We start from the raw sequence: 23,636 nt of genomic DNA, 5'->3' as shown, positions 1-23,636 counted from the left end.
GGTCGCGGAGGGGTGGATGAAAATTGCGGCGGAAACTCGAATCGGAGTGCTGTATGGCGGGCTTTCTGCGGAACGGGAAATTTCGCTGAAAAGCGGTAAGGCGGTGGCCATGGCTTTGCAGGAGCTTGGTTATCTGGTCACCCTGATCGATGTCGACCGGCAGATAGTTGAGCGTTTGCGGGAGTCTCAGGTTGCGGTGGTTTTTAATGCCCTGCATGGGACTTACGGAGAGGATGGAACGATTCAGGGGGTTCTCGAATATCTGCAGATTCCATATACCGGGCCCGGGGTTATGGCCAGCAGCATCGCCATGAATAAGGTTATGACCAAAAGAATCCTGCGCGCCCAGGGCCTGCCGACGCCGGATTATACCGTCTCGACCGAAGCAGAGCTTGAGGTGAAACTGCCACCCGGCGGCTATCCTCTGGTGGTTAAGCCGGTGGCTGAAGGTTCGAGCCTGGGTATGACCATCGTCACTGACGAAAAGCAACTGCCCGAGGCGCTTGCGCAGGCACATCGCTACAATCAGCCGGTTTTGCTGGAAAGCTATGTTCCGGGGTTGGAATTGACTGCGGCGGTGCTGAACGGTGAGCCCCTGCCTCTGATCGAAATTCGGGCCCGAGGCGGTGTCTATGATTATCGCGCTAAATATACCAAGGGCTATTCCGAATACCTGGTGCCGGCTCCGGTGACGGACGAGATAACCCGGGAGGTGCAGAGCCTGGCTTGCGCGGCGGCGCGTATCCTGTCCTGCGATCGGGGGGCGGTGCGCGTTGATTTTCGTCTCGATATGGATAATCGGCCGTTTATCATAGAAGTTAATACGGTACCGGGCATGACCGAAACCAGTCTTTTGCCGAAAGCGGCGGCGGCGGCGGGAATTGATTTCGTGACCCTGATAGATCGCATTCTCAAGGGTGCTGGTCTTGATCTTGCCCCGGCCTGAAAAAAGTAAAAAAAGGCTTCGGATTGCAAATAGTCGCCGGGAAATGCGGCTGGCCCGACCGCCGCTGCCGGCCGGGCATAAACGACGGCTGCTGCTGCTGATCGCGCTGTTTTGTTTCTGCGGCCTCGGCTGCGGCGCGTTATTTCTCTGGTGGCCGACCATCAAAACGGCGGCGGAAAGCTGGTGTAAAAGTCGCGAAGCTTTTCTGGTTCGCGAGATTGTGGTCAGCGGTAATCTGCGAAGTTCTCGTCAGGAGATTGTCAAGGCTTTGGCGTTGGCGCCCCGGCAGTTGATTTTTACCTTCGGTCTGCAGGGGTTACGAGAGCGGGTTCAGGCGCTGCCATTTATAGATGCGGTCCGGATTCGCAGGCGTTGGCCAGACCGGCTCGAAATCAAGGTCACGGAGAAGCAGCCTCTGCTCCTGCTCTATCTGGACGAGCTTTATCTGGTGGATGACCAGGGCGCATTGATTGCTCCGGCTCCGCAGGCGGAAGTGCTGGATTTCCCGGTAATCAGCGGTATTTCTCCACAGGAGTGGCGGAAGCGACCGCAAGTCTGGCGTCGTCTGCTGCAGAAAAGCGCCGAGCTGCAGAGCGCTTGGGAGAATGAAGGCCGTGACTGGCCTGAGCAGATTGCTCAGATCGTAGTGGATGAAGTGTGCGGCTTAACGGTTTACACCACCGGACGGGCCTGGGAGTTACAATTGGGGATGGAAAATTTTACCCATGGGCTGCGGCGCTGGCGACAGGTGCTCGATGTTCTCGGAGACCAGGCGGCGGCCGTCAAGTATTTTGATTGCGCCGGTTACGATTCGGTGGTCGCCGGTCTCAGGATATCGTTGGATAACGGTGGGAAAAAGGCGGAGAGAGATGGCCAGAAATGAGGGAGTGGTGGTCGGACTTGATTTGGGAACGACAAAGACCTGTGTTCTGGTCGGGGAGCGCGGAGAGAGTGGTCTTGAGATTGCCGGGGTCGGCACCGCCCCCTCAAGCGGGTTGCGAAAAGGCGTGGTTGTCAACCTGGACAGTACGGTTGATTCGATCCGTCAAGCTGTGGCCGAGGCTGAAAAGATGTGCGGTCAGAAGATTCGGGTGGTGCAGACTGGAATTGCCGGCAACCATCTTCAGGGTATCAATAGTCATGGCATCATCGGGGTCAAGGATCGTGAAGTCAGTGCCCGGGATGTGGCCCAGGTTCTTGATGCGGCCAGGGCCGTGGCGATTCCTCTTGACCGGGAGGTGATCGATACGATTCCGCAGCAGTTTTTTCTTGATGACCAGGAAGGCGTGGTTGATCCGATTGGTATGTCCGGGGTGCGGCTGGAGGTCGATGTCCATATCGTTACCGCCGCTGCCGCCTCGTTGTCAAATATTTATCGCTGTTGTAATCGGGCCGGGCTCGAAGTCCGCGGCGTTCTGTTGCAACAGTTGGCCTCCAGTCGCGCCGTACTGACGGCCGAGGAGCGTGAATTGGGGGTGATGCTGGTCGATATCGGCGGCGGAACCACCGATATCGCGGTTTTTATCAATGGCGTGATTTGCTACACCGCTTCCCTGCCTCTGGGCGGCAATCATGTAACCAATGATATCGCCATCGGTTTGCGGACGCCGCTCGAAGCAGCGGAGAAAATCAAGCGTCATTACGGCTGTACGGCCTCGCGGATGGTTGATCAGGAGGAGTCGATTGAGGTTCCCAGTGTCGGCGGCCGTCCGCCCCGCCGTCTCTCGCGGCACATTCTGGGGGAAATCATCGAACCACGACTGGAAGAGATTTTTGAGCTCGCCAATCGCGAACTGCACAAGTCCGGGGTCTATGATCAGATTGTTTCGGGGATTGTGGTTACCGGTGGCACGGCTCTGCTCGCGGGAACCGCCGAGCTCGCGGAAAAGGTTTTCGCCCTGCAGGCGAGGGTCGGTTTTCCCGTTCTGCATCAGGGACGAGGTTTTGAAGCGGTCAACAACCCGATGTATGCGACGGCCATCGGTCTGCTGTTGTATGCCGCTGAAAATTCGGCGGCGACTCGGCGAGAACCTGGTATCGGCCGTTATGAAATGGGTGGTTTCTGTAAGAGAACGCTGGCCTGGCTGAAAGATTTTTTTTAATACAAAAATTATTCAGCCAGCCCGGATTTTCTGAACACGATCCGATTTTACAGCCGCAATCAGGTCCTGTCCCCAGCGTCTCCTGATTGCACCAGTTTAATCCGAGGCGATAATCACCCGGCTAAATAGTTACATGAATTTATACTTTATCAACATAGATAGGCAGATTGTGGTCATTTTCCACGAGATAAACAGGGGGGTTGAGCTATGACATTTGAATTTGCGGAGAATGGTGGTCTGGCGGCAAAAATTAAGGTGGTCGGCGTTGGCGGCGGCGGCGGTAACGCGGTTGATAATATGATTGCCTCGGGTCTGGAGGGGGTTGATTTTATCGTCGCCAACACCGACGCCCAGGCTCTCAATGCCTCTCAAGCTTCGAACCGGATTCAGCTGGGGGAACGCATGACCAAGGGGTTGGGGGCCGGCGCCAATCCCGATATCGGGCGCAGCGCCGCTCTGGAGGACGCCGAACTTATTTCCGGACTGCTGGCCGGGGCCGATATGGTTTTTATCACGGCCGGAATGGGGGGCGGCACCGGCACCGGCGGGGCTCCGATAGTGGCCCAGCTGGCCCGTGAGGCCGGTGCCCTGGTGGTCGGGGTGGTGACCAAGCCGTTCAGTTTCGAGGGGCGTAAAAAGATGCGTGTGGCCGATGCCGGTCTTGAAAAACTGCGGGAAAATGTCGATGCCCTGATCACCATACCGAATCAGCGCCTGCTCAATACCGTCTGTCGGGAGACGACCGTTCTCGAAGCTTTCAGGAAAGCCGACGATGTTTTGCTGCAGGCGGTGCGCAGTATCTCCGATCTGATTAATGTCCATGGCCAAATCAATCTCGATTTTCATGATGTTAAAACCATTATGGGCAATACCGGCATGGCGCTGATGGGAACCGGCATGGCCAGCGGCGAGAATCGGGCGATGGAAGCCGCGCAGCGCGCGATTGCCTCGCCGTTGCTGGAAGATCTCAGTATTCAGGGGGCCCGCGGAGTGATTATCAACTTTTCGGCCGGCACCGAAGTCACCCTGCATGAAATCAGCGAGGCCGCCAACCTGATTCAGGAAGAAGTTCATGAGGATGCGGAGGTTATTTTCGGAGTGGTGATCGATGATGCGCTGGGCGAGAATCTCAGGGTGACGGTAATTGCCACCGGTTTTGAGCCGGTCCAGAAAACGGTCAGCAGCGTACGGGGCCCGGGGCTGGGGCTCAACGGCAAATATCCGATCGGGACGGCCACGGGCCGGCGTGAAAATTTTGACCGTCCGGCTTTTCGGACTCGTCGGGAAGAGGGCTTCGGATCTGAACCGAAATATGAAGTTTTTGACCGTGATCGGACCATGCATATCAAGGGGCGTCTTGATGATATCCGTGATTTGCCGCAGATGATGAAAAAGGTGGTTGGTTCATCGGAAGGCGATTTCGCGGAGGGAGGGGTGGATGATTATGATATTCCGGCCTTCATTCGTCGTCAGCTGGATTAGGGGTTGACTTATTGCCGGGATGACCGGCGGTTCGGAAGCTTGGAGCGGGCTGAAGGGCGTTACCGATCGTGAGGTTGGCCCCGCGCTTTAACCTTTGCAGGAAAATGAGGGCTCCGCCGATGACTGTGTTCAAGGATTTGTCGCTTAAATATAAAATCTCTCTGGCCGGAACCCTGACGATGGTGTTTCTGATTCTGGTTCTGTTTGTTCTTTACGCGCTGGCCGACCGGCAGAAAAGTATCACGGCTTTTGTGCAGAAGGCTCGGGCCATTTGCCTGACCGCCGAGTCGACCCGTCTGGAAATGGAAGAAAAATGGGGCCAGGGCTTATTCTCACTCGACCAGATAAACACTTACGCCCGGGCGGGGGAGCTGGACAAGGTCCTGGGCAGCGTTCCGGTGGTTTCCGCCTGGCGGGCGGCGATGCGTAAAGCCGATCAGGGCGGTTATGTTTTTCGCGTGCCGAAAAATAGCCCTCGTCGAGCCGAAAATCAGCCGGATTATGGCCTGGATTATGAAATAGAAGGCCCGGCTCTGAAAAAGATCAAGGCCGAGAAGCTTTCCGAATATTACGTGATTGATAAACAGGCCAACGCGGTGCGCTATTTTCTGCCGGTTATTCTTTCCGAAAACTGTCTTTTCTGTCACGGTGACCCGGCTCATGCGTCGGATTTTTGGGGGCGGGCCGACGGCACTGACCCGACGGGGCGCAGAATGGAGAACTGGCAGGCCGGAGAAATGCATGGGGCCTTTGAAGTGATTCAGTCTCTGGACGAGGCCGACCGGGCCCTGCGGGGCAGTCTTCTGCGGGGCGGATTGATCTCCCTGCTGGGGATCTTGGGTGCAATATTCCTCTATGTTTTCACTGCACGCGCGATTGTCTTGCCGCTGCAAAAAGGGGTCGGATTCGCCCGGGAAATGGCGACCGGAGATTTCTCGCAAAGGTTGGTCGTTACCCAGCAGGATGAAGTCGGCAAACTGGCCGGCGCCCTCAATCAAATGAATCTGGATCTGGCGGCGGTTTTCAAGGAAGTCAAAAACGGCATGGCTCGACTGTATAGCGCCGCCGGCAAACTCAATGCCGTTTCGAGACAGTTGTCGGGAGCCGCGACGGAGACCTCGGAATGGTCCGGCAGCGTGGCCAGTGCGGCGGAGGAAATGAGCAGCAATATGGCCTCGATTTCCCAGGCGATGAGTTCTTCCGCGGAAAATATTACGATCAATGTGACGGCGACCGAGGAGATGACCGAGACGATCAACGAAATTGCCCGCAATACTTCGCGGGCCCGCGCTGTTGTTGAAGACGCGGTGAGCAAGGTGCAGCAGGCGGCGAACAGCGTCGGTCTGCTGGGCAACTCGGCCGAAGAAATCGGCAAGGTAACGGAGACCATCAACCTGATTTCGGAACAAACCAATCTGCTGGCGCTCAATGCCACCATTGAAGCGGCCCGGGCCGGTGACGCCGGTAAGGGTTTTGCCGTGGTCGCCAATGAAATCAAGGCGCTTTCCCGGCAGACCGCCGATGCGACCCTGGAGATTCAGACCCGTATCGATGGTATTCAGTCTTCGTCGCGGGCAACCGTCAGTGACATGCGGAACATTGAAAAGGTGGTCGAGGATGTCAGCTTCATCGTCACCGGAATCGCCGCCGCCATTGAAGAACAGTCAGCCAATGTCCGGGAAATTTCCGGCAACCTGGAAAGCGCCTCGCACAAGATTGACGAGGTTAATGAAAATGTGGCCCAGAGCAGTCAGGCCGCCGGTGAGATCGCGCGTGATATCGCCCGGGTCAATAGTTCCTCCGGCGAGATTTCAGACAGCAGTCGCCAGGTCAATATGAATGCCGAACAACTTTCCGAACTGGCGGCGGTCATCAACCAGCTGGTCAGTCGCTTCAAGGTCTGAACCTTTTCAAGCAAGAGCGAGCTTTGTAAGCCCAAAGCGGTGCTTGCGGGCTTGTTCACCACAACCAAAGGTGCTTAATTGATCAGGGAGGCGGGGCTATGCGGAAGTACGAAATTGCCGTGATTGTCGGCAGTTTACGCAAGAATTCAATCAATCGCAGGCTGGCCCGGGTGCTGGTAAACCTGGCTGCGGCCGATTTTTTCTTTAAAGAGATCGCCATTTGGGATCTGCCGCTTTACAATCAGGACGACGACGACCATCAGGCCGTTTCGGTCAAACGGTTGCAGAGCGAAATTAAAGCCAGCCACGGTCTGCTGTTTGTCACGCCGGAATATAATCGTTCCATTCCCGGCGTGCTTAAAAATGCAATTGATCATGGTTCCCGTCCCTACGGTCAAAATGTGTGGGCGGGGAAGCCGGCGGGGATTATCGGGGCCTCGATCGGGGCTTTGGGCAGCGCCCTGGCCCAGCAGCATTTACGCAATATTCTGGCCTGTCTGGACGTGCCTACCCTGAATCAGCCGGAAGCCTTTATCCATGTCGGAGAAAATTTTTTCGATGCAGGTGGTAATATCGAGGCCGGGAGCCGGGTCTTTCTGCAGAAATGGATGGACAAATTTCAGGCCTGGATAAAAAAACAGGCGCAATGATGGGCGGGGAGATTTTTGTGGCGGAAACGCAGGCGGAAAATATTCGTCGACAAAAGCCCTGAGTCATGGTTATGATTCGGGGCTTTTTTATTTTTCCACAGGCAGGGCGGAGTCCGCGGCCCATTCCCAGAAACCGGGGTCGTAATTTTCGACCTTGGCGTAGCCCAGCCATTTGAGTACAAACCAGGCATAACCGGAACGAATACCGCCGGTGCAATAGGGAATGATCGTTTTATTCCCGATCGCCGCCGGGTCGGGCAAGCCCTGTTGCTTAAGTTCGGCCAAAACCGCTTCCGGTTTTTTCAGCCGGCAATCCTCCTGCCGGAAATCCTCCCAATTAAAATGCAGAGCCGCGGGGAGATGGCCGCCGCGCTTTTCCCGATACAGAATCGCGCCTTCATATTCCTGTCGGCTGCGGACATCGAGAAAAATCACCTCACCTCGCGCAAAACCCCGCCACAGCGCCGTGGCGCTGAGTGCGGTCAAGGCCGAATCCAGGGCTTGCCAGCCATCGTCTTTAAGCTTTGAACAGGCCGGGAGCCGGTCGGCGAAAAGCGCGGCGGTCGGTCCCGCGGCCCGTTGCCAGGCGTCATAACCGCCGTCCAGCAGGGCCAGATTGTCAAATCCAAGTTTGTCGAGCAGCCAGTAAAGACGGCCTTCCGCTCCCCAGGAATGTTGATCGCCGTAGAGGATGATTTGCCGGTCGGAACTGATGCCGCGGTCGGCGAGTTCGCCCAGGATTTCCTTGCCGGGGCGCAGGCGGCAGGGAAAAGCGCCGTTTTTGTCGACCAGGGGACCGCCGCAGCCGGCGTCAAGAGAAACCGCGCCTTTGATGTGGCCGCAGCGGTAGGCGATGAAACTGCGCGTGTCGACAATGGCGCACCTGGGCTCGTTAAGTCGGTTGCTGAGCTCGGTCACCGATAAAAGTTTCACCTCTGCCGGGCTGGGGTTTGCGCTCAGCAGATTCAAACAGAACAGAAAGTTGGCCATGTAGAAAATTTTCAAAATTCCGCCGAACGGAACGGATTTTTTTTGTCCATCACCGCTCGTTTCCGGTTTGAAAAAAACGGAAAATGATCGGTTAGGGTGCTGGTTTGCGACCATCGTAAGCTCCGTAAGCTTTTTCATAATAGATTTTCCCGGCCGGCGTCAAGTCCGGCTTTCCTTTTTTTGTACAAGATAATGCCGAGATTGAGAGCTAGAATCAACATAATACCCAGTAAAAAGGTCGGCGAAATCCGGCCCTGAACCAGGCTGAAGAGCGAACTGCCGAAAACCACGTAAGCGATGCAGGCGGGCAGCATGCAGATAAAAGAGACGAGCATGTAAACCGGCAGAGAAATATTGGTGACGCCGAAGGCGTAGTTGAGCAGGTTGAAGGGAAACAGCGGCACCAGTCTGGTGAAAGCCACCAGCTTCCAGCCCTGGCGGGCCGATTTTTCATAGAGGGCGGCAAAGCGGCTGGAAGCGATCTTGCCCTTGACCCAGTCGCTTAAAAAATATCGGGCCAGGAGAAAGGACAGGGTGGCGCCGAGGGTGGCGCCGCTGATGGCGTAGACTACGCCCCAGAAAGGTCCGAACAACAGCCCGGCGGCCAGGGTGATGGGCAGCCCGGGAAGAAAAAAGACCGGGGCCAGGCTGTAAAACAGGATAAAGAGCAAGGGGGCCCAAATGCCGGCTCGCGCCAGCAGCGAGCGGAGGTTGGCCTCGTTGAAAAACTCCGCCGGGCTGAAAAAACGGGTGAGTATGAAAATACATCCGATCAGGGAAAGGAAAAGTAAAGGTTTTAAGTATTTATGCATGTTTTGCCTCCGAATAGTTTTTGTGGGTTGGCGGCGAACGTGGTGGTTAAATGCGGTGGGCCAGTTTCCGCCGCAGCCATCTTTTCAAAAAAAAGCGGTTAAGCCAGCTGCGCCAGCCGGCATAGCGTTTTTCGGGACCGCAGACAATCTCAAGAATGTGGCGTATGCCGAGCTGGTGGTCGGGATCAAGAAAATCCCGACAGGCATAGCAATAAACCACCAGCGGGTCGGTAAGTCCGGCAAGACGGCGTTGCCGGAAGCGCTCCGGAAGATTCCGGTCGAGGCACCAGGCGGCACCGCCTTCGCCGCAGCAGAGAGTGTGCTTTCTTTCTTGGGCCAGCGGCACCGGCGTAATCTTCCGGTCGCTTAACAGCCCGCGCACGGCGTCCTGGGTTTCCCGGTCATGGCGCAGCACACAGGCATCGTGGACTGCCGCCCGGACTAATCGCTGAGTGTCCCCGGCCGCAGGCGGCAGTCGGCGCAGGTAGTGATAGACCGGAGTCACGGTGAAATCCGTCTGGGAGCGAAAAATCTCGGTACAGCTCGGGCAGAGGGTGATGATTTCCCGAACTCCGGCCGCCTGCAACTGTTGCCGCAGGCGAAAAAATTTTTCCTGAAAAAAACTTTGGCGGCCGAGATCATGGGAAATCTTATGACAACAGTCAAGAACCAGGCCGAGATTTTCCTCCGGCCGGATGGCGGCCAGTTGCCGGTACAAGGTTTTGACGGTGGCCGGAGCCTTGCCGATGGCCGCGCAACCGGGAAAGAGGACGCGAGCGGTTCCGGGCGGAAGAAAGACCGCGGTCAGCAGCTTACTCGCCACCATTTTTTCATAATTTAGCAGACCGCGATGCGCCGGTAGGGGGGCCAGCCCCCGCGCGACGGCGATTTGCCGCCAGGCCAGGAAATATTGTTTGAGGGGAATGTTGGCCGGACAGACGCTTTCGCAGGCCCCACACAAGGAGCAGCTGTAGGGCAGATTGGTTTCCAGCCGGGCGCTCAGACGCAGTTCGATTTGCACGGGATTGCCGTGTTGTTGAAGAAAATCACAGACCTTCAGACAGCGGTTGCATTCGAGACAGTCGGTCAGCAGTTTTCCGGGAGTAGTAGTGGTCATGTGGTCCTCCAAGCCCAGAATCGTCGTCGGTTATGGATCAGACTTGATATGCCGTTGCCGGCAAAGCCGCAGGCGAACAGTCCCAGAAAGGGCAGCAAAGCGAATTTGCCGAGGTGGACCGAAATGGTCATGATCAAGACGAAGTAAAGCCCGACCAGTATTTCCAGCAGCGGCACCAGGAGCAGGTGGCTGCGGTAACTCGGTCTTCGTCCGCCGCTTTCGGCGAGGTTGAATTTCGGGGTTCTGACAAAGGGACTGCGCTGATGCAGCAGGGCTTCAAGGACCGCCTTGCCGTTGTTGATGGCCAGCCCGACGCCGATAGCCAGGCAGAGCGGCAGGGTAATCAGGGTGCGGCGATTAAAGTGCCGAATCTCGCGCTGGGCGACCAGAAAAAAGAGTGAAATTGAACAACTGGTGGCCAGGAACAGAGGCGCGTCAATCAGCAGCAGCCGCTGCCAGGGGAGCTGGAAACGGCCGATCAGGGAAGGGTACATAACCAGGGACAGGGCGAGCAGCAGCAGATAGGCGAAATTTCCGGCCAGGTGGAAAAAAGCCTCGCCTTTGACGACGGGCGGCAGCCGACTGCTCAGCAGCGGCCGGGCCAGTTTGAGCAGGGTTTCGGCGGAGCCCTTGGCCCAGCGGTGTTGCTGGGTTTTAAAGGCGTTGATATCTTCCGGCAGCTCGCTGCCGACGGTCAGATCCTTGAGGTAGAGAAAACGCCAGCCGCGCAGCTGGGCGCGATAACTTAGATCCAGATCCTCGGTCAGGGTATCGGCTCGCCAGCCCCCGGCCTCGGTGATCGTCCGGCTGCGCCAGATGCCGGCCGTGCCGTTGAAGTTGAAAAAACGACCCGAACGGTTGCGGGCCGTGTGTTCGATGACAAAATGACCGTCGAGCAGCATCGCCTGAACCCGGGTCAGCCAGGAATAGTCGCGGTTGATGAATTCCCAGCGCGCCTGGACCATGCCCAGTTTCGCATCCTGAAAATAAGGCACGCTGCGTTTGAGAAAATCCGGGGCGGGGAGGAAATCGGCGTCGAAAACGGCGACCAGCTCGCCGGCGTCGGCCAGGCCGGCGGCCAGGGCCCCGGCCTTGAAGCCCTGTCGCTCGCGCCGGTGCAGATGTACGATGTTGCAGCCTTGGGCACTAAGCTCGGCGACGATGTCGGCAACCAGGTCGGCGGTCTCGTCGCTTGAGTCGTCCAGCACCTGAATCTGCAGGCGGTCCGCGGGGTAATCCAGGGCGGCGGCATGCTCCAGCAGGCGCCGGGCGACATATTTTTCATTGTAGAGCGGCAATTGCACGGTGACCGTCGGCCAATCATCCGGCGCCATAACCGGCAATGGCGGGTCCGGTCGTCGCCGCCGCCAGTACAGAAAAACCAGATAAAAACGGTGCAGGCAGAAAATCGCGAGCAGGATCAGCAGCCCGTAGTAGATCACGACCGTGACGAAAAAAAAATTATCTTGCATCGCTTCTCGTTTTTAATGTCACCGGTCAAATTTTTGAGAAAATGCCGGTTTTTTTTAAGGGTTGCCTGAAAAGGAGCTGCAACCCTAGCAAAAAGAAGATTATTAGGCCAATATGATTTTTCAATGAAAAAGCCGCAACGGAAAGAAAATGCCGATATCTTTTTTGGAGATTTTTTTGAAAGGCGGAGCGGAGATGTTTTGTCGGGGCGGAAAATTGAGGTGCGGATGGCTGTAAGCTTGTGTTTTAACGCCGTTCCTCCCAGATTGTCGCCAGAATCTTGGAACCGGCCAGGATGGTGCCTTTGACGGTGCCGCTGATCTTGGACCGGCCCATGCGGTAGCGGTAGGAAACCGGGATTTCCAGAATCCGGGCTTGGGCTTTGAGGGCGCGAATCTGCATCTGCACGGTCCAGCCGTAGGTCAGCTCATCCATTTTCAGTTTTTTGAGGAGCGCGTAATCCAGGGCGCGAAAGGGTCCCAGATCGCTGTATGAAAAACCCCAGAAGAGATCGATCAGCCGGGTGGCCAGCAGGTTGCCGAAACGGGCCTGCGGGGTCAGGGCCCGGCGGGAGGTTTTTTTGAGGGTGCGCGAACCTAAGACGAAATCAAAGTCTCCGGCCAGCAGGGGGCGCAGCAACAGCTCGATTTCGATCGGATAGTCGCTGTAGTCGCCGTCCAGAAACACTACCGCCCGAGGGTGGATTTTTTGCTCATCAAGCCAGCGCAGGCCTTTCAGGCAGGCGCGTCCGTAACCTCGTTCCGGAGCAAAGAGCACGGTGGCCCCGGCGGCCCGGGCCACCGCCGCGCTGCGGTCGGAACTGCCGTTATCGACGACGATCACCAGTTCTCGCCGATGGGCCGGTAGATCACCGAGCACGCGGCCGATGGCTTGTTCTTCGTTCAACACCGGAATGATAATCGCGACCGTAACCTCGGTTGCGGACATCTCAACCCCCTTTATCAACGCATGGCTCCCAAAAATTCAGCCTTAAAGGCCGGGTAGTCGCCGTTTTCAATTGCTGTCCGGGCCTGGGCCATCATGTTCAGGTAAAAGCGAACGTTGTGGATGGAAGCCAGGGTGGCGGAAAGAATCTCGTTGGCGTTGAAGAGGTGGTGCAGATAGGCACGGGTGAAGTTGCGGCAGCAGTAGCAGTCACAGGACGGATCAACGGGGAAAAAATCACGGCGATAGGAACGGTGGGTCAGGCGGATTTTACCGCGACTGGTGAAGAGGGTGGCGCTGCGGGCGTAGCGGGTCGGAATAATGCAGTCGAACATGTCCATGCCGCGCTCGACCGACTCCAGAATGTCTTCCGGCAGTCCGACACCCATTAGATAGCGGGGTTTGTTTTTCGGCAACATCGGTTCGGTGTAATCGACCACCCTGGTCAGGAGCTCGAGACCCTCGCCGACACTGACTCCGCCGATGGCATAGCCGAAAAAATCCATCGCGGTTAACGAGGCGGCGCAGGAACGACGCAAGTCCTCGTAAATACTGCCTTGGACGATACCGAACAGGACCTGGTCGGAGCGCTTGTGTTCACGCAGGCAGTTTTCCGCCCAACGGAGGGTTTTTTTGATGGAACGGGCGGTATAATCGTGGCTGGAGGGATAGGGAATACATTCATCGAAGGCCATGATGATATCCGCGCCGAGATCGTTTTGAATGCGAACCGCTTCTTTGGGGCCGAGAAAAATTTCCTCGCCGGTCAATTCATGACCGAAAGCAACCCCGTCTTCGCCGATCTTTTTTTTAGGCAGGGAAAAAACCTGGAAGCCGCCGCTGTCGGTCAGAATCGGCCGTTGCCAGTTCATGAACCGGTGCAATCCGCCGGCTTTCTTGACCAGGCCCGCACCCGGTTTGAGGTGCAGGTGATAGGTGTTGGCCAGAAGAATTTCGACGCCGTCGGCCTCGGCTTGGGCCGGGGTCAGGGCTTTGAGGGCGGCGTGGGTGCCGACCGGCATGAACACCGGAGTTTCGAGTCGGCCATGCGGGGTCTGCAGTCGGCCGCGGCGGGCGCGGCAATGCGGGTCTTCATTGAGCAGCGTGAATTTAAACATGAATGAGAGCTCGGATAATCGATAATGAGGTTGAAACTTGCCGGCGACCATAGCGCGGTCATTTTATCATTGCGGCTGAAAAACGCAGGCTATTGCTTTCCGTCACTTCTGTCAATAGAGATCTTGTTGTCCGGGACTCGGCTCTGAAAAAAAATCCGGTGCGGGGCGATCTTTTGGGCTCAGGTTTGGGCTTGGCGGCGCATCCTCTATCCGTGACACCGATGGAAACGCCTGAGAAAATCAGTTATATCGATTGGACGGGGAAGGAAAAAAATATTAGATAGCTCTCATTCGAGTGAAAATTCCGGAATTTGTGCGCTGCGACTGTCGCCGGCCGGACCTTGCAACTTTATTGAGAAGAAGAGGGGGTTATGAAAAAATCGTTTTTATGCGCCGGCCTGGCGGTCCTGATTTTCTTGTGTGGATTGCACGGCCTGGCCTGGGCCGGCGCCTGGACCAACCGGCAGAAAGGTATGTATAACAAGCTGGCTCTGAACTATTTTGTCAGTCAGGATTACTACGACGACGATTCCGACCGTCACGGTCTGGCCTATGATGGGAAATTCACCGACCTCAATCTTAACTGGTACCTGGAATACGGCCTTACCGACGACCTTACCCTGATCTGTTCCCTCTATTACAAATGGCTGGAAGAGGAGAACGACTATTTTCGGGCCGAGAGCAACGGGGTGGGCGATCTGGAGGTCGGTCTGAAGTGGAAGCTGATCGATGAGCCGCTGGTGCTGGCGCTGCAGGGGCTGGCCAAAATCGCCGGGCCTTACGATGACGAAGTTCCGGGTCTGGGCAGCGACCAGACCGATTTCGAACTGCGCCTTTTATTGGGTAAATCACTCTATCCCTTGCCTCTCTACCTGGGGCTGGAGGCCGCATATCGCTGGCGCACCAAAGCCCCTGCCGACGAGTGGCGTCTGCTGGCCGAAATCGGTGGTAACGCCGGCAAATATTTTTATGGCCGCGTCAAACTGGACTGCATTTTCAGCGCCAACAACGCCGAGAAGGGGGCCTCCTATTCCAATATCACCCTGACTCCGGAATATGACCTGATCACGCTTGACACCACGCTCGGGGTCAACTTCAATCAGCATTTAAGCCTGGAGCTTTCCTACAAGCCGACCCTCTCCGGGCAGAACACGGCGGCGGGTTACACGCTCAGTTCGGCGCTGATTTATTCGTATTGAAGAGTAGATCAAGGAATTTTCACCCGTAAATGATTATCAATCTTAGGGAGGATTGCACATGAACAGCAAGGTTTGGCGACAGATTTTTATGCTAGCGGTTGTTTCCCTTTTCCTGTCGGCCGGGGTCCGGGAGAGCCGGGCTTTGAGCCTGAGTTCTTCCAAAGTCAGAATCAAAAATCCTCCGCCGCTTCATCTCAGCCATCAGGCGCCGGATCTGCTTGATATCGCCCGCCTGCCTCTGGCGGCCGCCGGTGGCAGCCAGAGCGCCCAGATCAATAACCTGGTGCAGCGTCTGGGTGATTATCTCCAGGGCGCCGGTCATGAGGTTCTGGCCACAGCCGGGGTCACGGCCAAGCCCTTGGCCAAGGATGGTTCGGTGATGTATGCCTACGGCAACTGGCTCGTGAAAACTGCTGAATCGACCGGCACCCGGCTGCTGGAGGTCAGGCTCAGTGAGTTTGAAGAGCCTCTTCTGAGGATGGCCCCGCTGGCCGCCGCGGCCCTGCCGTTTCGGTTTATCATTATGGCCGACGCTTATTTCGGACAGACCTTTATCCATGTCTGCGCCGTCGATCCGCTGCTGCACGCCGGGCAGTTTGTCGGCTGCGACGCCGAGATGCAAAGCCTTTTGCTGGCGGCTCGGCAGTATCTTTGTGCTGTCGTCCGAGGAGCTTTCCCCGAAGCCTATTACGATCCGCAATTGCCGTTGGTCCCGCCGCCGGCCACCGGGTTGCCGGCTTTGCGCGAGGTGGCGCAGGTCGAATTGGGCGTGGGCAATAATTTCAGCTCGATTACGGATGTCGTCGGCGCGGTGCAGAATGGGGGGGTGAAGATTTTCTCTGCGACCCAGGATGAACACCCCTATACCGTCAATGGCGCGATTTTGGATTATCAGTATCTGAGTGACGAGAAAACCGTATTCAAGGGTACGTTTTCTTTTCCGCAGTTTTCCATGATCAAGGACGGCTGGAAAAAGATCGACGGGGTTAAGACCTTTTTCCCGGACTGGGCTCTGGTCAATCATTCAGAAGAGATTGAGGCCCTGATTCAAAACAGTTTCATTCATGTGTACGGTTCAAGCGCGGCCGATCCGCAGCAGCGACTTTGCTTTTCCACGGCGGCGGGTCCGATTTACTGTCTGCAGGTTTTTGATGGTTATACCGATCCTTTGCTGTTGCATGCCGGAATCTGGCATTTTCAGAGTTTGCCCACCGTCATTCTTTTTCACGAAGTCAGCCCCGGTCTGATCAAGGTTCTGATTCATGATCCGGTGGCCCGGATCGCCCGCTATTATGATGATGTCAGCGATGCTTTGTTGGCGTCCTTCAAGGTTGCCTGGGATGCTGATGCCAGCAACAAAACCGACTGGCCGGCGCACGGTAAAATGATGATGGCCGAACGCAGCCGCGAGGCATTGGTCGGGGTCATTATCCGGGCTCTGTTTCCGGCGGCCGAGGAACTATTGCTGAGCCCGCAAAACCTGGCCGCCGCTCTGGGCAATGCTGGGCTGAAGGTTATTGATGCCCGCGGCAGCGGTTATGAGGCCGGGCATATTCCCGGCGCGCTTTCTCTGCCGCACGGTGAAATCGCTGATGCCAACATGAATCTGAAACCCGTTGCTGAACTTGAAGCGCTGCTTAGTGAAAAAGGTTTGCAAAGAACGCAGAAGATTGTGGTTTATGACGACGGTCGGGCCGCTTTAGGTGCGGCGGCGCGGATTTTCTGGATGCTTGAATATCTGGGTTGACGGGATGTTCATCTGCTTGACGGTGGTTGGCCGGCCTGGCTGGAAAAGGGGTTGTCGAGTGAGATTCTGCCGCCCGGATTTTCGGTTGCAGGGGGGGCTTTCGAGGCCGCGCCTGAAGCCCGGCTCGTGGTCGATGCCGAGACCGTGAGCGCCGGGCTGGCCGGAACCGAGCTTACCTTGGTCGACTGTCGCAGCGACGATACCTTGCCGAAAAATTACTGGAATATCTGTCCGGATCAGTATCTGTTGCCGGGTATCGCCTATATGGGCGTCACCACTGATACCACGGTTGTTGTCTATGGTGCCGATGTTACCGCCGCGGCTCGGCTGGCCTGGGTGCTGATGTATGCCGGAGTTGAAGATGTCCGGCTTCTGAACGGCGGCTTCAAGGCCTGGCAGGAGGCCGATTACGCCGGCCAGGCCGGAGCTGTGATGCGGACTCCGGCTTCCTGGTTCGGGCGGGATGAACCCCTGCATCCTGAGTATCTGGTCGGTAGTGATTACATTCGTGAAGTCGTTGCCGGGCTGCATCCGAACGCGGTCATTGCCGACATCCGCACCCGGGACGAGTATCTTGGCTGCACGGCGCCTTACGACTATATTTAGACCGACGGTCGGATCGCCGGCGCCCTCTGGGGCCATTCCGGGGACGGGCCCTGGACGATGGAGGATTTTGTCGATGCCGACGCTACCCTGCGCAGCTACACTGAAGTCGAATTGATGTGGGCCGCCGAGGGCATCAGCGGTGATCGCGCCGTCAGTCATTATTGCGGTACCGGCTGGCGCGCGGCTTTGACCTTTCTGTACGGTTACATGATGGGCTGGCCCGAGAACAACCTATATGACGGCGGCTGATATGTCTGGAGTATGGCCGAGGGGTCGGCCGATAATCCGATTATCGATGACTGCCCCACTCTGCCGGTATACTGACGTTAACCCGGTCTTGAGGGAGGCTGGGCTTGCCGGCGGGAAGGTTAGCGCCTCATCGGACCATTTTCGTTTTGCAAAACAGGAAATTATCCGATGAGGTCACTTATCGGCATTCCGCGAAGGCTGTTTCGGCTTACGGAACGGGCTTTCGTATTAATTTTTCTGCTGCTGTATGGGTTTAGTCTGGCGGCGTTCAGCCGTCAGACTGAATTTTCCTGGCCGGCTTTTTGGGTATGCTATCTCGGCGCTCTCGGGAGTTATGTCTACTGGTTGCGGTGCTTGCCGGCAATGACGCGCGGGGAGTTGCTCGGGTTGCTCGGCACCGGGTTGGGACTCAGGTTGCTTTTTCTTTTTCAGGACCCCCTGCTGTCAGCCGACCTCTACCGTTGTATCTGGGAAGGTCTGGTTACCGTCGGGGGAAAAAATCCCTATCTTTTGCCGCCGGCGCACCCTGCCCTGGTCGACTTGCGGCCGGCCTGGCACCACCTGATCAACCATCCCGACTATCCGGCAATTTATCCTCCCCTGACCACCCTGTTCAATGCCCTGGTGGCAGCCATCAGGCCCACCCCTTTTTTTTATAAAAGCTGCCTTGGGTTCTGTGACCTGCTTCTGACCCTGGTTATCGGCCTGCGTCTCAAAGCGCGCGCCCGATCTCGACGTTATCTGTTGCTGTATTTTCTGCATCCTCTGGCAATTATCGAAATCTGGGGCAGCGGCCATCATGAGGCTCTGGTCATGTTGGCGGCGCTCATTGCCCTGCATGCCCAGGAGCGGTGCCAGCCGTGGCTTGCCGTCAGCGGTTTGGTCGCGGCGGTGTTCAGTAAATATTTTTTTCTGGTTCTGCTGCGTGAGTTTTCCGGGCGGCGCCTGCTGCCGGCGCTAGTGCTGGGCGGATTCCTGCTTTTTCTGCCTTTTTATGCCAACGGGCGCGGCTTATTCTTTTCTTTATGCGCTTATCTGGAACACTGGGATTTCAACGCCGGTCTTTATCGTCTCGGGACTTATCTTTTTACCAACCATTTCCATTTGCGCCTGGTGCTGGCCGGGGCGTACCTGGTCTTCTGGCTTTACATCAATAGCAGACCCTTAAGCCTTGCCGACCGCGACCGGCGTGCGCTGTCTCTGCTGGCCGGGCTCCTGCTGGTTTCCCCCACGGTGCATCCCTGGTATGGTCTCTGGCTTCTGCCCCTGTTGGTCTTTGCCCCGAGTCCGGCCCTGCTTGGTTTTGTTTCCCTGTTGCCGCTTTCCTATATCGTCCTGGAAAACTATCAGCGGAGCGGCGTCTGGCAGGAGAACTACCTGGTAACTTTCATCATCTATCTGCCCCTGCTCGCCGTTCTCGGCAATAGTCTCGCTTGCCGGTTGCGTCAGTTGGCTGGGACAGGGGGTTAGCCCGGCAAAAAGAATGTCTAGTATTGTGACGGTTCGCTCTCTTGATTTTATTCTAACTATCCAGCCAATCCGCGCGATCCCGATTCCTTGCAGAAATCTGGTCACGTCTCCAGAATAACCGGATTTTTACGGCTATTCAGACCGCCAGGCTCCAGGCCGAAGCGTTACATTTTATTGATTCGATCTCATTCCTGCTGTTCATGCCGGAAATTTATGGCAAAAGATCAGCTCCTCTGATAATACCCTCCTGTCTGATCTTTATCGGTGATGACTGACGGCGGTTGCCGGAAATGCGCCGGGTGGTGATCGAGGCGTGGTTTCCCGCGGGATAATTTCTGAAGGAGGTAAAGGGAAAATGGAACCGGATGATTTGACGGCGCCGGCTGAGAAGCCAGGAAAAGCTTTCTTCGGTTGGTTCAGACTTTTTTTTATTGTTTTCTGCGCAGTGCTGCTCAGCGGCGCGCTGCTTTTGGGAGCGGCCAGATGGCTTTTCTTTCCGCGCGAGTTCAGGCCGGTCCATCTCAGCACTCAGGAAGAGAAGACGTTGCAGGGCAAAATGGAAAATCTGGAAAAACGGGGGCCAGGCATCAGTGGTGGGGGGGAGGCTCTTTCTTCCCCGGTGGCGGAGACACCCAGGCCCCAGCCCCACAGTGAGGCCGGTTCACGCCGCGAGATTGTTCTGAGCGAACGCGAGGTTAACGCTCTTTTGGCGCGCAGTCCGGAGCTGGCGCGAAAACTGGTGCTGGATTTTTCCGACGATCTTGCCAGCGCCGACCTGATACTGCCGTTGGCGTCTGATTTGCCGCTCCTGGGTGGTCGGACGATCAGGGCCCGCGCCGGACTTGAACTGAGATTTGAGCATGGTCGCCCGCTAGTCGCCTTGCGCGGCGTCAGTTTGTGGGGGGTGCCGCTGCCCGCTGCCTGGCTCGGCAATCTCAAAAATGTTGACCTGGTTGAAACATTCGGCGCCGGTGAAGGCTTCTGGAAAAGTTTTGCCGCCGGGGTGGAGGAAATCAAGGTCAGTGACGGAAAGCTGCGCCTGCGTCTGAAGGAATAGCCGGCGCTTTATCTTGGCGAGCGAAAAAAAAACGGGCGGTCTCCGAAGAAGGAAATCGCCCGCTTTTTCTTATGCCCGGCGGCTTGACTAGAAACCGCGCCGCCGGGATTGAGGGTGATATTTAATTGAAAAAGGCTCCCCACAGGTCATAGAGCAACTGGTTGCCGCTGCCGGCGCCCGGTTCGACCGCGACATATTCGCCCGGCTCCGAAACCTTGACCAGTACGTAGGCGCCTTGATGACCGACAATCTCGGCTGCAGTCGTCGGTCTGAAAAAGGTATCATGCTCGCCCAGGGTCCAGATTTCGGGTTCGCTGCCGGTAAAGGGCAGACGAATAATTGTCGCCGGAAGTGCATGTTCATGCCCCGCACCGGTCTCGGCTTCATGCGGTGAAGCCAATTCGTAGCGCAGCACATAGGCCCTGGCAAAACCACGACCGCTGAGGTAGACCTCTTCCTCGCCTCCGACCGTGAAACCGCAGGCCGTCAGAGAGGGCTCTAATTCTTCGGGAATGTAGAAGTAGGTTTTGTCCATCCAGGGGCCGTTGACGACCTGGCGGTGATAACTGGTTGACCGCTCCAGGGTGGTCAGAAGCTGCGGATCGATCTCGGTGATCTGGTCTCCGGTGACGCTGCCTTCCGCCGTCAGGGTGAAAAGTTCTTCGGCATGGTGATGGCTGAGTTTTAGAATCTCATCCGCCCGGGCCCCCAGAAAACTCATATTGTTGGCCATCTGCGGCTGAATGTAGGCGACCTCGCCGTTAACCAGAAAGAGGCCGTTGGGGTTGGCCGCTACCATGCCATGCTCCGGATCGTAGGTCATCAGCCGGTTTTCATCCCGGAACCAGGGCGGCGCCCAGGGCAGAAACTGGATTAGGCGGTCGGTAACCCGGTGTGCTCCGGCATCCTTGCCGGCATCGCCGTGACAGTCGTTACAGGATTGCGCGCCCAGGGCTTTTCCTGCCGGCAGCACCGCGTGACTGTCGGAGAAATAATGGGCCGCCATAAAAATTGCCGGCTTGGGATCGGCCGCGCCTTCGGCTTTGAGCACCTTGACCAGGGCTTCCCGCATGGCCTTGACGTCCTCGTCCCACCAGATATCGGGGAACATGTCGCCGTTATGATCGAAGATGACATAGCCGCTTTCTTTGAGAATGATCTTGCCGACGTTGGGGTTGGCGGCCCAGGTCGGGTCGTTGGCCGGAATCATGAACTGCTGCATGGGATCGACCATGCCGAGCTGCACCGGTCGGTGGTAGGCTTTGATCGCGGCGTTGATTTCCTTAAGATAAAGCACCTTGGCTCCGCCGTAGGGTAGATCCGACATGTCGGTGTCGGGTTGGGGATTGGTGTCAACCCAGGTCATCACCGTGATCGGGTTGCCGATGACCACCTGGGGATAGCCGTTGATGCCGTTGGCGTAGTAGAGCGGCGGGAAAACCTCATTGTCGTGGACCGGATCGTAGGTCAGGGGCACACCCATCGCTTTGTAGGCTTCGTAATTGGCCTGGAGAAAGTATTTCCAGAAATCGAACTTGAAGTTGGTCGGCATGCCGTTGACCAGCCGGCCTGGGTCACTCTCGCCGTCTTGGTAGAAATAATCGGCCATCTGCGAGAGAAAATCACTGGGCTGGATGCCCTTGCCGTCGGCCTCGAGATGGTTGGCGACCATGTGAAAATGGGGAATGCCGTAACCCGGGGAGGTTGAATAAACCGGGGCGATGGCGTAGGCGGGCAGAGGAAAGGCCATGACCTTGGCATCGCCTCCGGGCAGAATATTATAACCCAGCAAATTATCGAAGTTGGTGTAGCAGCCTAAAGTATCGTCAAAAGCCCGGAAGCGCCAGGATTTTTTATAAGGGACATGACAGGTCTGACAGGCGACGACGGCCAGGTGGCGGCCCGTGCTTTCGCCGAATACCTTTTCGTGGCTGGCCGAGGGGTTGACGGCTTGCATGTCCTCGCCGGCCAGATGACAGCCTTCGCAGCTTTTGGGTCTGGGGTTGGCATCAAGGTCGTTGCGGACCATGTGGGCTGTATCGACCCCTTTTTTGAAGTTATGGACATTTTCAAGGCTGCCGCCTTCACGCAAGTGACAGGTGCCGCAACCCATTTTGCGACTCGACATATGGACGTCGTAGCCCTTGGCCTCGGGATCGTCGGTCAGGTTGACATATTGGCCGTTTTTGACCCAGTCGGAGGGCATGCCGAGATTGTAGTGGCGTCCATAGGTCCATTCGCTGTTGCCGTGGTCCTTGGTCATGACATGGCACTGGCCGCAGACCTTGACCCACTTCCAGCTGTTCCGCTCTTCAACGCCACCGAACATCTCACTCATGGGCAGGGCTCCGTCGGCATTGAGGTCGGCAATATTGTAATAAGCTTTGGGCTGCCACTCCTCGCCGTTACGATCGATGCGGACGTAGGTAACCGGAGCGCCGTCACCGTTGAAATCGAGCCCCATCAGGCCGGTGACCGGGATGAAGTCGAAAAAGGACGGCAGATATTTATGCATGACCGGAGCGACGTAGTTTTCCGGCAGTTTGCCCTGCTGCAGATCGTCGATGACCCGGGCCATGTCGGGTTGACCGGTAGTCGGGTCAAAATAAGTATAGTCGCCCTGCATGATCATGCCCATGGCGAACATGGCGGCGCTCCATTCCTCGCCGACCCGGCCGGCATAGGGAATGCCCTCGCCTTCGATCAGCCCCGAACGGACATAGTCGCGGACCGAGGCATGCGGGTTATCCCAGTCGGTGTAGAATTTGCCGGGTTCATAAGCGCGCAGGCCGTAGGGCACGGGCAAGAGCTGATCCATGCCCGGCATCGGATATTTGATCTGATAGGCATAGACGAAATCGTTGAAGAAAACACCCATCATCATGTTCATGTCGGCATCGGGCGGGAGAATGTTCTTGCCGATCAGATACTGGAGAAAACCGCCGAAAAGTTCCATGATCCCGGCCTGAGCGCCCTGGAGCCGGCCCATTTCATCGGCGACGCCGTTGGGATTGGCGCAGTATTCGGCTTTGAGCATGCCGGTGGACTGATCCCAGATTTTGGGGACGTTCTGGCCGTAGAGGGCAAAAGGCAGAGAAAGGCCGTGGGCTTCCATGTTGGCGAGGCCGTCCACCCACATCTGCATCATTTCGCCGACCATTTCCTTGGGCAGGCCGGCCAGGGCCAGCATCGGCGTCGGGCGGCCCATGCGCTGAGGATCGTTGGAATAATAAAGAGCCGAACTGTTCCGCAGACCGGTCAGGCTGGGCATGCCCAGAGAAATCCGGCTGACGGTATTATCCTGGTTGCGTTCGGCGAAAATCATCATTCTCGGACGGAAGGGCTGGACCTTGAGACCGTCGGCGGCCCGGTAGGTATAGCTGCTTTCGGGATCGATATGACAGAGCAGACAGTCGGCTTCCATAACCCCGGAATGACCCCAGTCGTGGGCTTTGGGTTCACCGATATTGGCGACGCTTTCGGCAATCGTTTCACCGCCGTAGATTGCCATGGTGACGTCGTCGGCGGTGTAGCCGTAGAAATCGCGGTCATAGGTATGCAACGGGGTCAGGCTGGGATCGTCGTAGGGGGTCACCGAGCCGTCACTATTGACAATGCCTTCGGCCGGTCCGCCGCCAGGATGACAGGAATAACAGGTGGCCATCTGGTCGGCCGTACCCTGGTCGAAGAAATAAGGCTTACCTTCACTGGAAAAAGGGTTGTTCTTACTGCCGCGCACGCCTTTGGCCGCCAACTGGCGGTAGGACGGAGG

The 23,636-nt window shown here is 56.9% G+C and carries 19 protein-coding genes; 12 read left to right on the top strand and 7 right to left on the bottom strand.

The genetic code is table 11. The annotated features are described in order from the left end of the window. The first annotated feature begins 16 nt into the window (after positions 1-16). The 6 genes from ENN66_00865 to ENN66_00840 all read left to right on the top strand — a co-directional run bounded on the left by ENN66_00865 (position 17) and on the right by ENN66_00840 (position 7,084). A complete protein-coding gene (locus tag ENN66_00865) occupies positions 17-946 on the top strand; it encodes a D-alanine--D-alanine ligase (GenBank protein ID HDS15185.1) in 930 nt (309 codons plus the stop codon). Positions 947-989: 43 nt separating this feature from the next. Beyond that, positions 990-1,829, top strand: coding sequence for an FtsQ-type POTRA domain-containing protein (locus ENN66_00860; protein HDS15184.1), 840 nt, complete (start codon positions 990-992; stop codon positions 1,827-1,829). Continuing rightward, the gene (ftsA, locus tag ENN66_00855; protein ID HDS15183.1) at positions 1,816-3,048 is read left to right on the top strand and encodes a cell division protein FtsA; all 1,233 of its coding nucleotides are present in this window, start codon (positions 1,816-1,818) and stop codon (positions 3,046-3,048) included. Before ENN66_00860 ends, ftsA begins: the two co-directional genes overlap by 14 nt. Positions 3,049-3,255: 207 nt before the next feature. Then, the gene (gene ftsZ / locus ENN66_00850) at positions 3,256-4,530 is read left to right on the top strand and encodes a cell division protein FtsZ (GenBank protein ID HDS15182.1); all 1,275 of its coding nucleotides are present in this window, start codon (positions 3,256-3,258) and stop codon (positions 4,528-4,530) included. A 104-nt stretch (positions 4,531-4,634) separates the two neighbouring features. Continuing rightward, positions 4,635-6,434 carry a methyl-accepting chemotaxis protein gene (locus ENN66_00845; protein ID HDS15181.1) on the top strand — a complete coding sequence of 600 codons (1,800 nt, stop codon included), beginning with the start codon at positions 4,635-4,637 and terminating at the stop codon, positions 6,432-6,434. A 98-nt stretch (positions 6,435-6,532) separates the two neighbouring features. Then, a complete protein-coding gene (locus ENN66_00840; protein ID HDS15180.1) occupies positions 6,533-7,084 on the top strand; it encodes an NADPH-dependent oxidoreductase in 552 nt (183 codons plus the stop codon). 87 nt (positions 7,085-7,171) lie between these two features. Here the strand turns inward: ENN66_00840 and ENN66_00835 are convergent, their stop codons facing one another. From ENN66_00835 to ENN66_00810, 6 genes are all read right to left on the bottom strand, one after another. Continuing rightward, positions 7,172-8,212, bottom strand: a complete 1,041-nt coding sequence (locus ENN66_00835) for a sulfurtransferase (protein ID HDS15179.1) — start codon at positions 8,210-8,212, stop codon at positions 7,172-7,174. After that, positions 8,209-8,886, bottom strand: a complete 678-nt coding sequence (locus tag ENN66_00830; protein HDS15178.1) for a TVP38/TMEM64 family protein — start codon at positions 8,884-8,886, stop codon at positions 8,209-8,211. Before ENN66_00830 ends, ENN66_00835 begins: the two co-directional genes overlap by 4 nt. A gap of 46 nt (positions 8,887-8,932) precedes the next feature. After that, positions 8,933-10,003, bottom strand: a complete 1,071-nt coding sequence (locus ENN66_00825; GenBank protein ID HDS15177.1) for a (Fe-S)-binding protein — start codon at positions 10,001-10,003, stop codon at positions 8,933-8,935. Further along, a complete protein-coding gene (locus ENN66_00820; protein ID HDS15176.1) occupies positions 10,000-11,475 on the bottom strand; it encodes a glycosyltransferase in 1,476 nt (491 codons plus the stop codon). Before ENN66_00820 ends, ENN66_00825 begins: the two co-directional genes overlap by 4 nt. 244 nt (positions 11,476-11,719) lie before the next feature. Continuing rightward, positions 11,720-12,421, bottom strand: coding sequence for a glycosyltransferase family 2 protein (locus tag ENN66_00815; protein ID HDS15175.1), 702 nt, complete (start codon positions 12,419-12,421; stop codon positions 11,720-11,722). 14 nt (positions 12,422-12,435) lie between these two features. Next, positions 12,436-13,536: a tRNA guanosine(34) transglycosylase Tgt gene (locus ENN66_00810; protein ID HDS15174.1), complete on the bottom strand. Its 1,101-nt coding sequence runs from the start codon at positions 13,534-13,536 to the stop codon at positions 12,436-12,438. Between the two features lie 371 nt (positions 13,537-13,907). Between ENN66_00810 and ENN66_00805 the strand changes: the two genes are divergently transcribed. The 6 genes from ENN66_00805 (at position 13,908) to ENN66_00780 (ending at position 19,864) form a co-directional block, all read left to right on the top strand. Beyond that, complete coding sequence (locus ENN66_00805) at positions 13,908-14,735, top strand: hypothetical protein (protein ID HDS15173.1); 828 nt, start codon at positions 13,908-13,910, stop codon at positions 14,733-14,735. A 58-nt stretch (positions 14,736-14,793) separates the two neighbouring features. Then, positions 14,794-16,482, top strand: coding sequence for a hypothetical protein (locus ENN66_00800; GenBank protein HDS15172.1), 1,689 nt, complete (start codon positions 14,794-14,796; stop codon positions 16,480-16,482). Positions 16,483-16,494: 12 nt separating this feature from the next. Next, on the top strand, positions 16,495-17,088 hold the full coding sequence (locus tag ENN66_00795) for a hypothetical protein (protein HDS15171.1): 594 nt from the start codon (positions 16,495-16,497) through the stop codon (positions 17,086-17,088). Between the two features lie 57 nt (positions 17,089-17,145). Then, positions 17,146-17,337 (top strand): hypothetical protein, encoded by a 192-nt coding sequence (locus ENN66_00790; GenBank protein HDS15170.1) that lies wholly within the window; start codon positions 17,146-17,148, stop codon positions 17,335-17,337. Between the two features lie 168 nt (positions 17,338-17,505). Next, on the top strand, positions 17,506-18,807 hold the full coding sequence (locus ENN66_00785) for a hypothetical protein (GenBank protein ID HDS15169.1): 1,302 nt from the start codon (positions 17,506-17,508) through the stop codon (positions 18,805-18,807). A gap of 430 nt (positions 18,808-19,237) precedes the next feature. After that, a complete protein-coding gene (locus ENN66_00780) occupies positions 19,238-19,864 on the top strand; it encodes an arginine N-succinyltransferase (GenBank protein ID HDS15168.1) in 627 nt (208 codons plus the stop codon). Between the two features lie 121 nt (positions 19,865-19,985). Here the strand turns inward: ENN66_00780 and ENN66_00775 are convergent, their stop codons facing one another. Beyond that, positions 19,986-23,603, bottom strand: a complete 3,618-nt coding sequence (locus tag ENN66_00775; protein HDS15167.1) for a hypothetical protein — start codon at positions 23,601-23,603, stop codon at positions 19,986-19,988. Between the last annotated feature and the right edge of the window lie 33 nt (positions 23,604-23,636).

Source organism: Pseudomonadota bacterium, assembly GCA_011049115.1.
GTDB lineage: Bacteria > Desulfobacterota > Anaeroferrophillalia > Anaeroferrophillales > Tharpellaceae > DSCM01.
Note: the sequence above shows the minus strand (reverse complement) of the source record. Positions and strands in the feature narration are given on the sequence as shown.

What these genes read in the sequence shown, in the direction of transcription:
- ENN66_00825 (HDS15177.1), bottom strand. Translation starts at nt 10,003, where the DNA reads ATGACCACTACTACTCCCGGAAAACTGCTGACCGACTGTCTCGAATGC.
- ENN66_00800 (HDS15172.1), top strand. Translation starts at nt 14,794, where the DNA reads ATGAACAGCAAGGTTTGGCGACAGATTTTTATGCTAGCGGTTGTTTCC.
- ENN66_00835 (HDS15179.1), bottom strand. Translation starts at nt 8,212, where the DNA reads ATGAAAAAGCTTACGGAGCTTACGATGGTCGCAAACCAGCACCCTAAC.
- ENN66_00790 (HDS15170.1), top strand. Translation starts at nt 17,146, where the DNA reads ATGGAGGATTTTGTCGATGCCGACGCTACCCTGCGCAGCTACACTGAA.
- ENN66_00830 (HDS15178.1), bottom strand. Translation starts at nt 8,886, where the DNA reads ATGCATAAATACTTAAAACCTTTACTTTTCCTTTCCCTGATCGGATGT.
- ENN66_00805 (HDS15173.1), top strand. Translation starts at nt 13,908, where the DNA reads ATGAAAAAATCGTTTTTATGCGCCGGCCTGGCGGTCCTGATTTTCTTG.
- ENN66_00815 (HDS15175.1), bottom strand. Translation starts at nt 12,421, where the DNA reads ATGTCCGCAACCGAGGTTACGGTCGCGATTATCATTCCGGTGTTGAAC.
- ENN66_00845 (HDS15181.1), top strand. Translation starts at nt 4,635, where the DNA reads ATGAGGGCTCCGCCGATGACTGTGTTCAAGGATTTGTCGCTTAAATAT.
- ENN66_00820 (HDS15176.1), bottom strand. Translation starts at nt 11,475, where the DNA reads ATGCAAGATAATTTTTTTTTCGTCACGGTCGTGATCTACTACGGGCTG.
- ENN66_00860 (HDS15184.1), top strand. Translation starts at nt 990, where the DNA reads ATGCGGCTGGCCCGACCGCCGCTGCCGGCCGGGCATAAACGACGGCTG.
- ENN66_00785 (HDS15169.1), top strand. Translation starts at nt 17,506, where the DNA reads ATGAGGTCACTTATCGGCATTCCGCGAAGGCTGTTTCGGCTTACGGAA.
- ftsZ (HDS15182.1), top strand. Translation starts at nt 3,256, where the DNA reads ATGACATTTGAATTTGCGGAGAATGGTGGTCTGGCGGCAAAAATTAAG.
- ENN66_00840 (HDS15180.1), top strand. Translation starts at nt 6,533, where the DNA reads ATGCGGAAGTACGAAATTGCCGTGATTGTCGGCAGTTTACGCAAGAAT.
- ENN66_00865 (HDS15185.1), top strand. Translation starts at nt 17, where the DNA reads ATGAAAATTGCGGCGGAAACTCGAATCGGAGTGCTGTATGGCGGGCTT.
- ENN66_00810 (HDS15174.1), bottom strand. Translation starts at nt 13,536, where the DNA reads ATGTTTAAATTCACGCTGCTCAATGAAGACCCGCATTGCCGCGCCCGC.
- ftsA (HDS15183.1), top strand. Translation starts at nt 1,816, where the DNA reads ATGGCCAGAAATGAGGGAGTGGTGGTCGGACTTGATTTGGGAACGACA.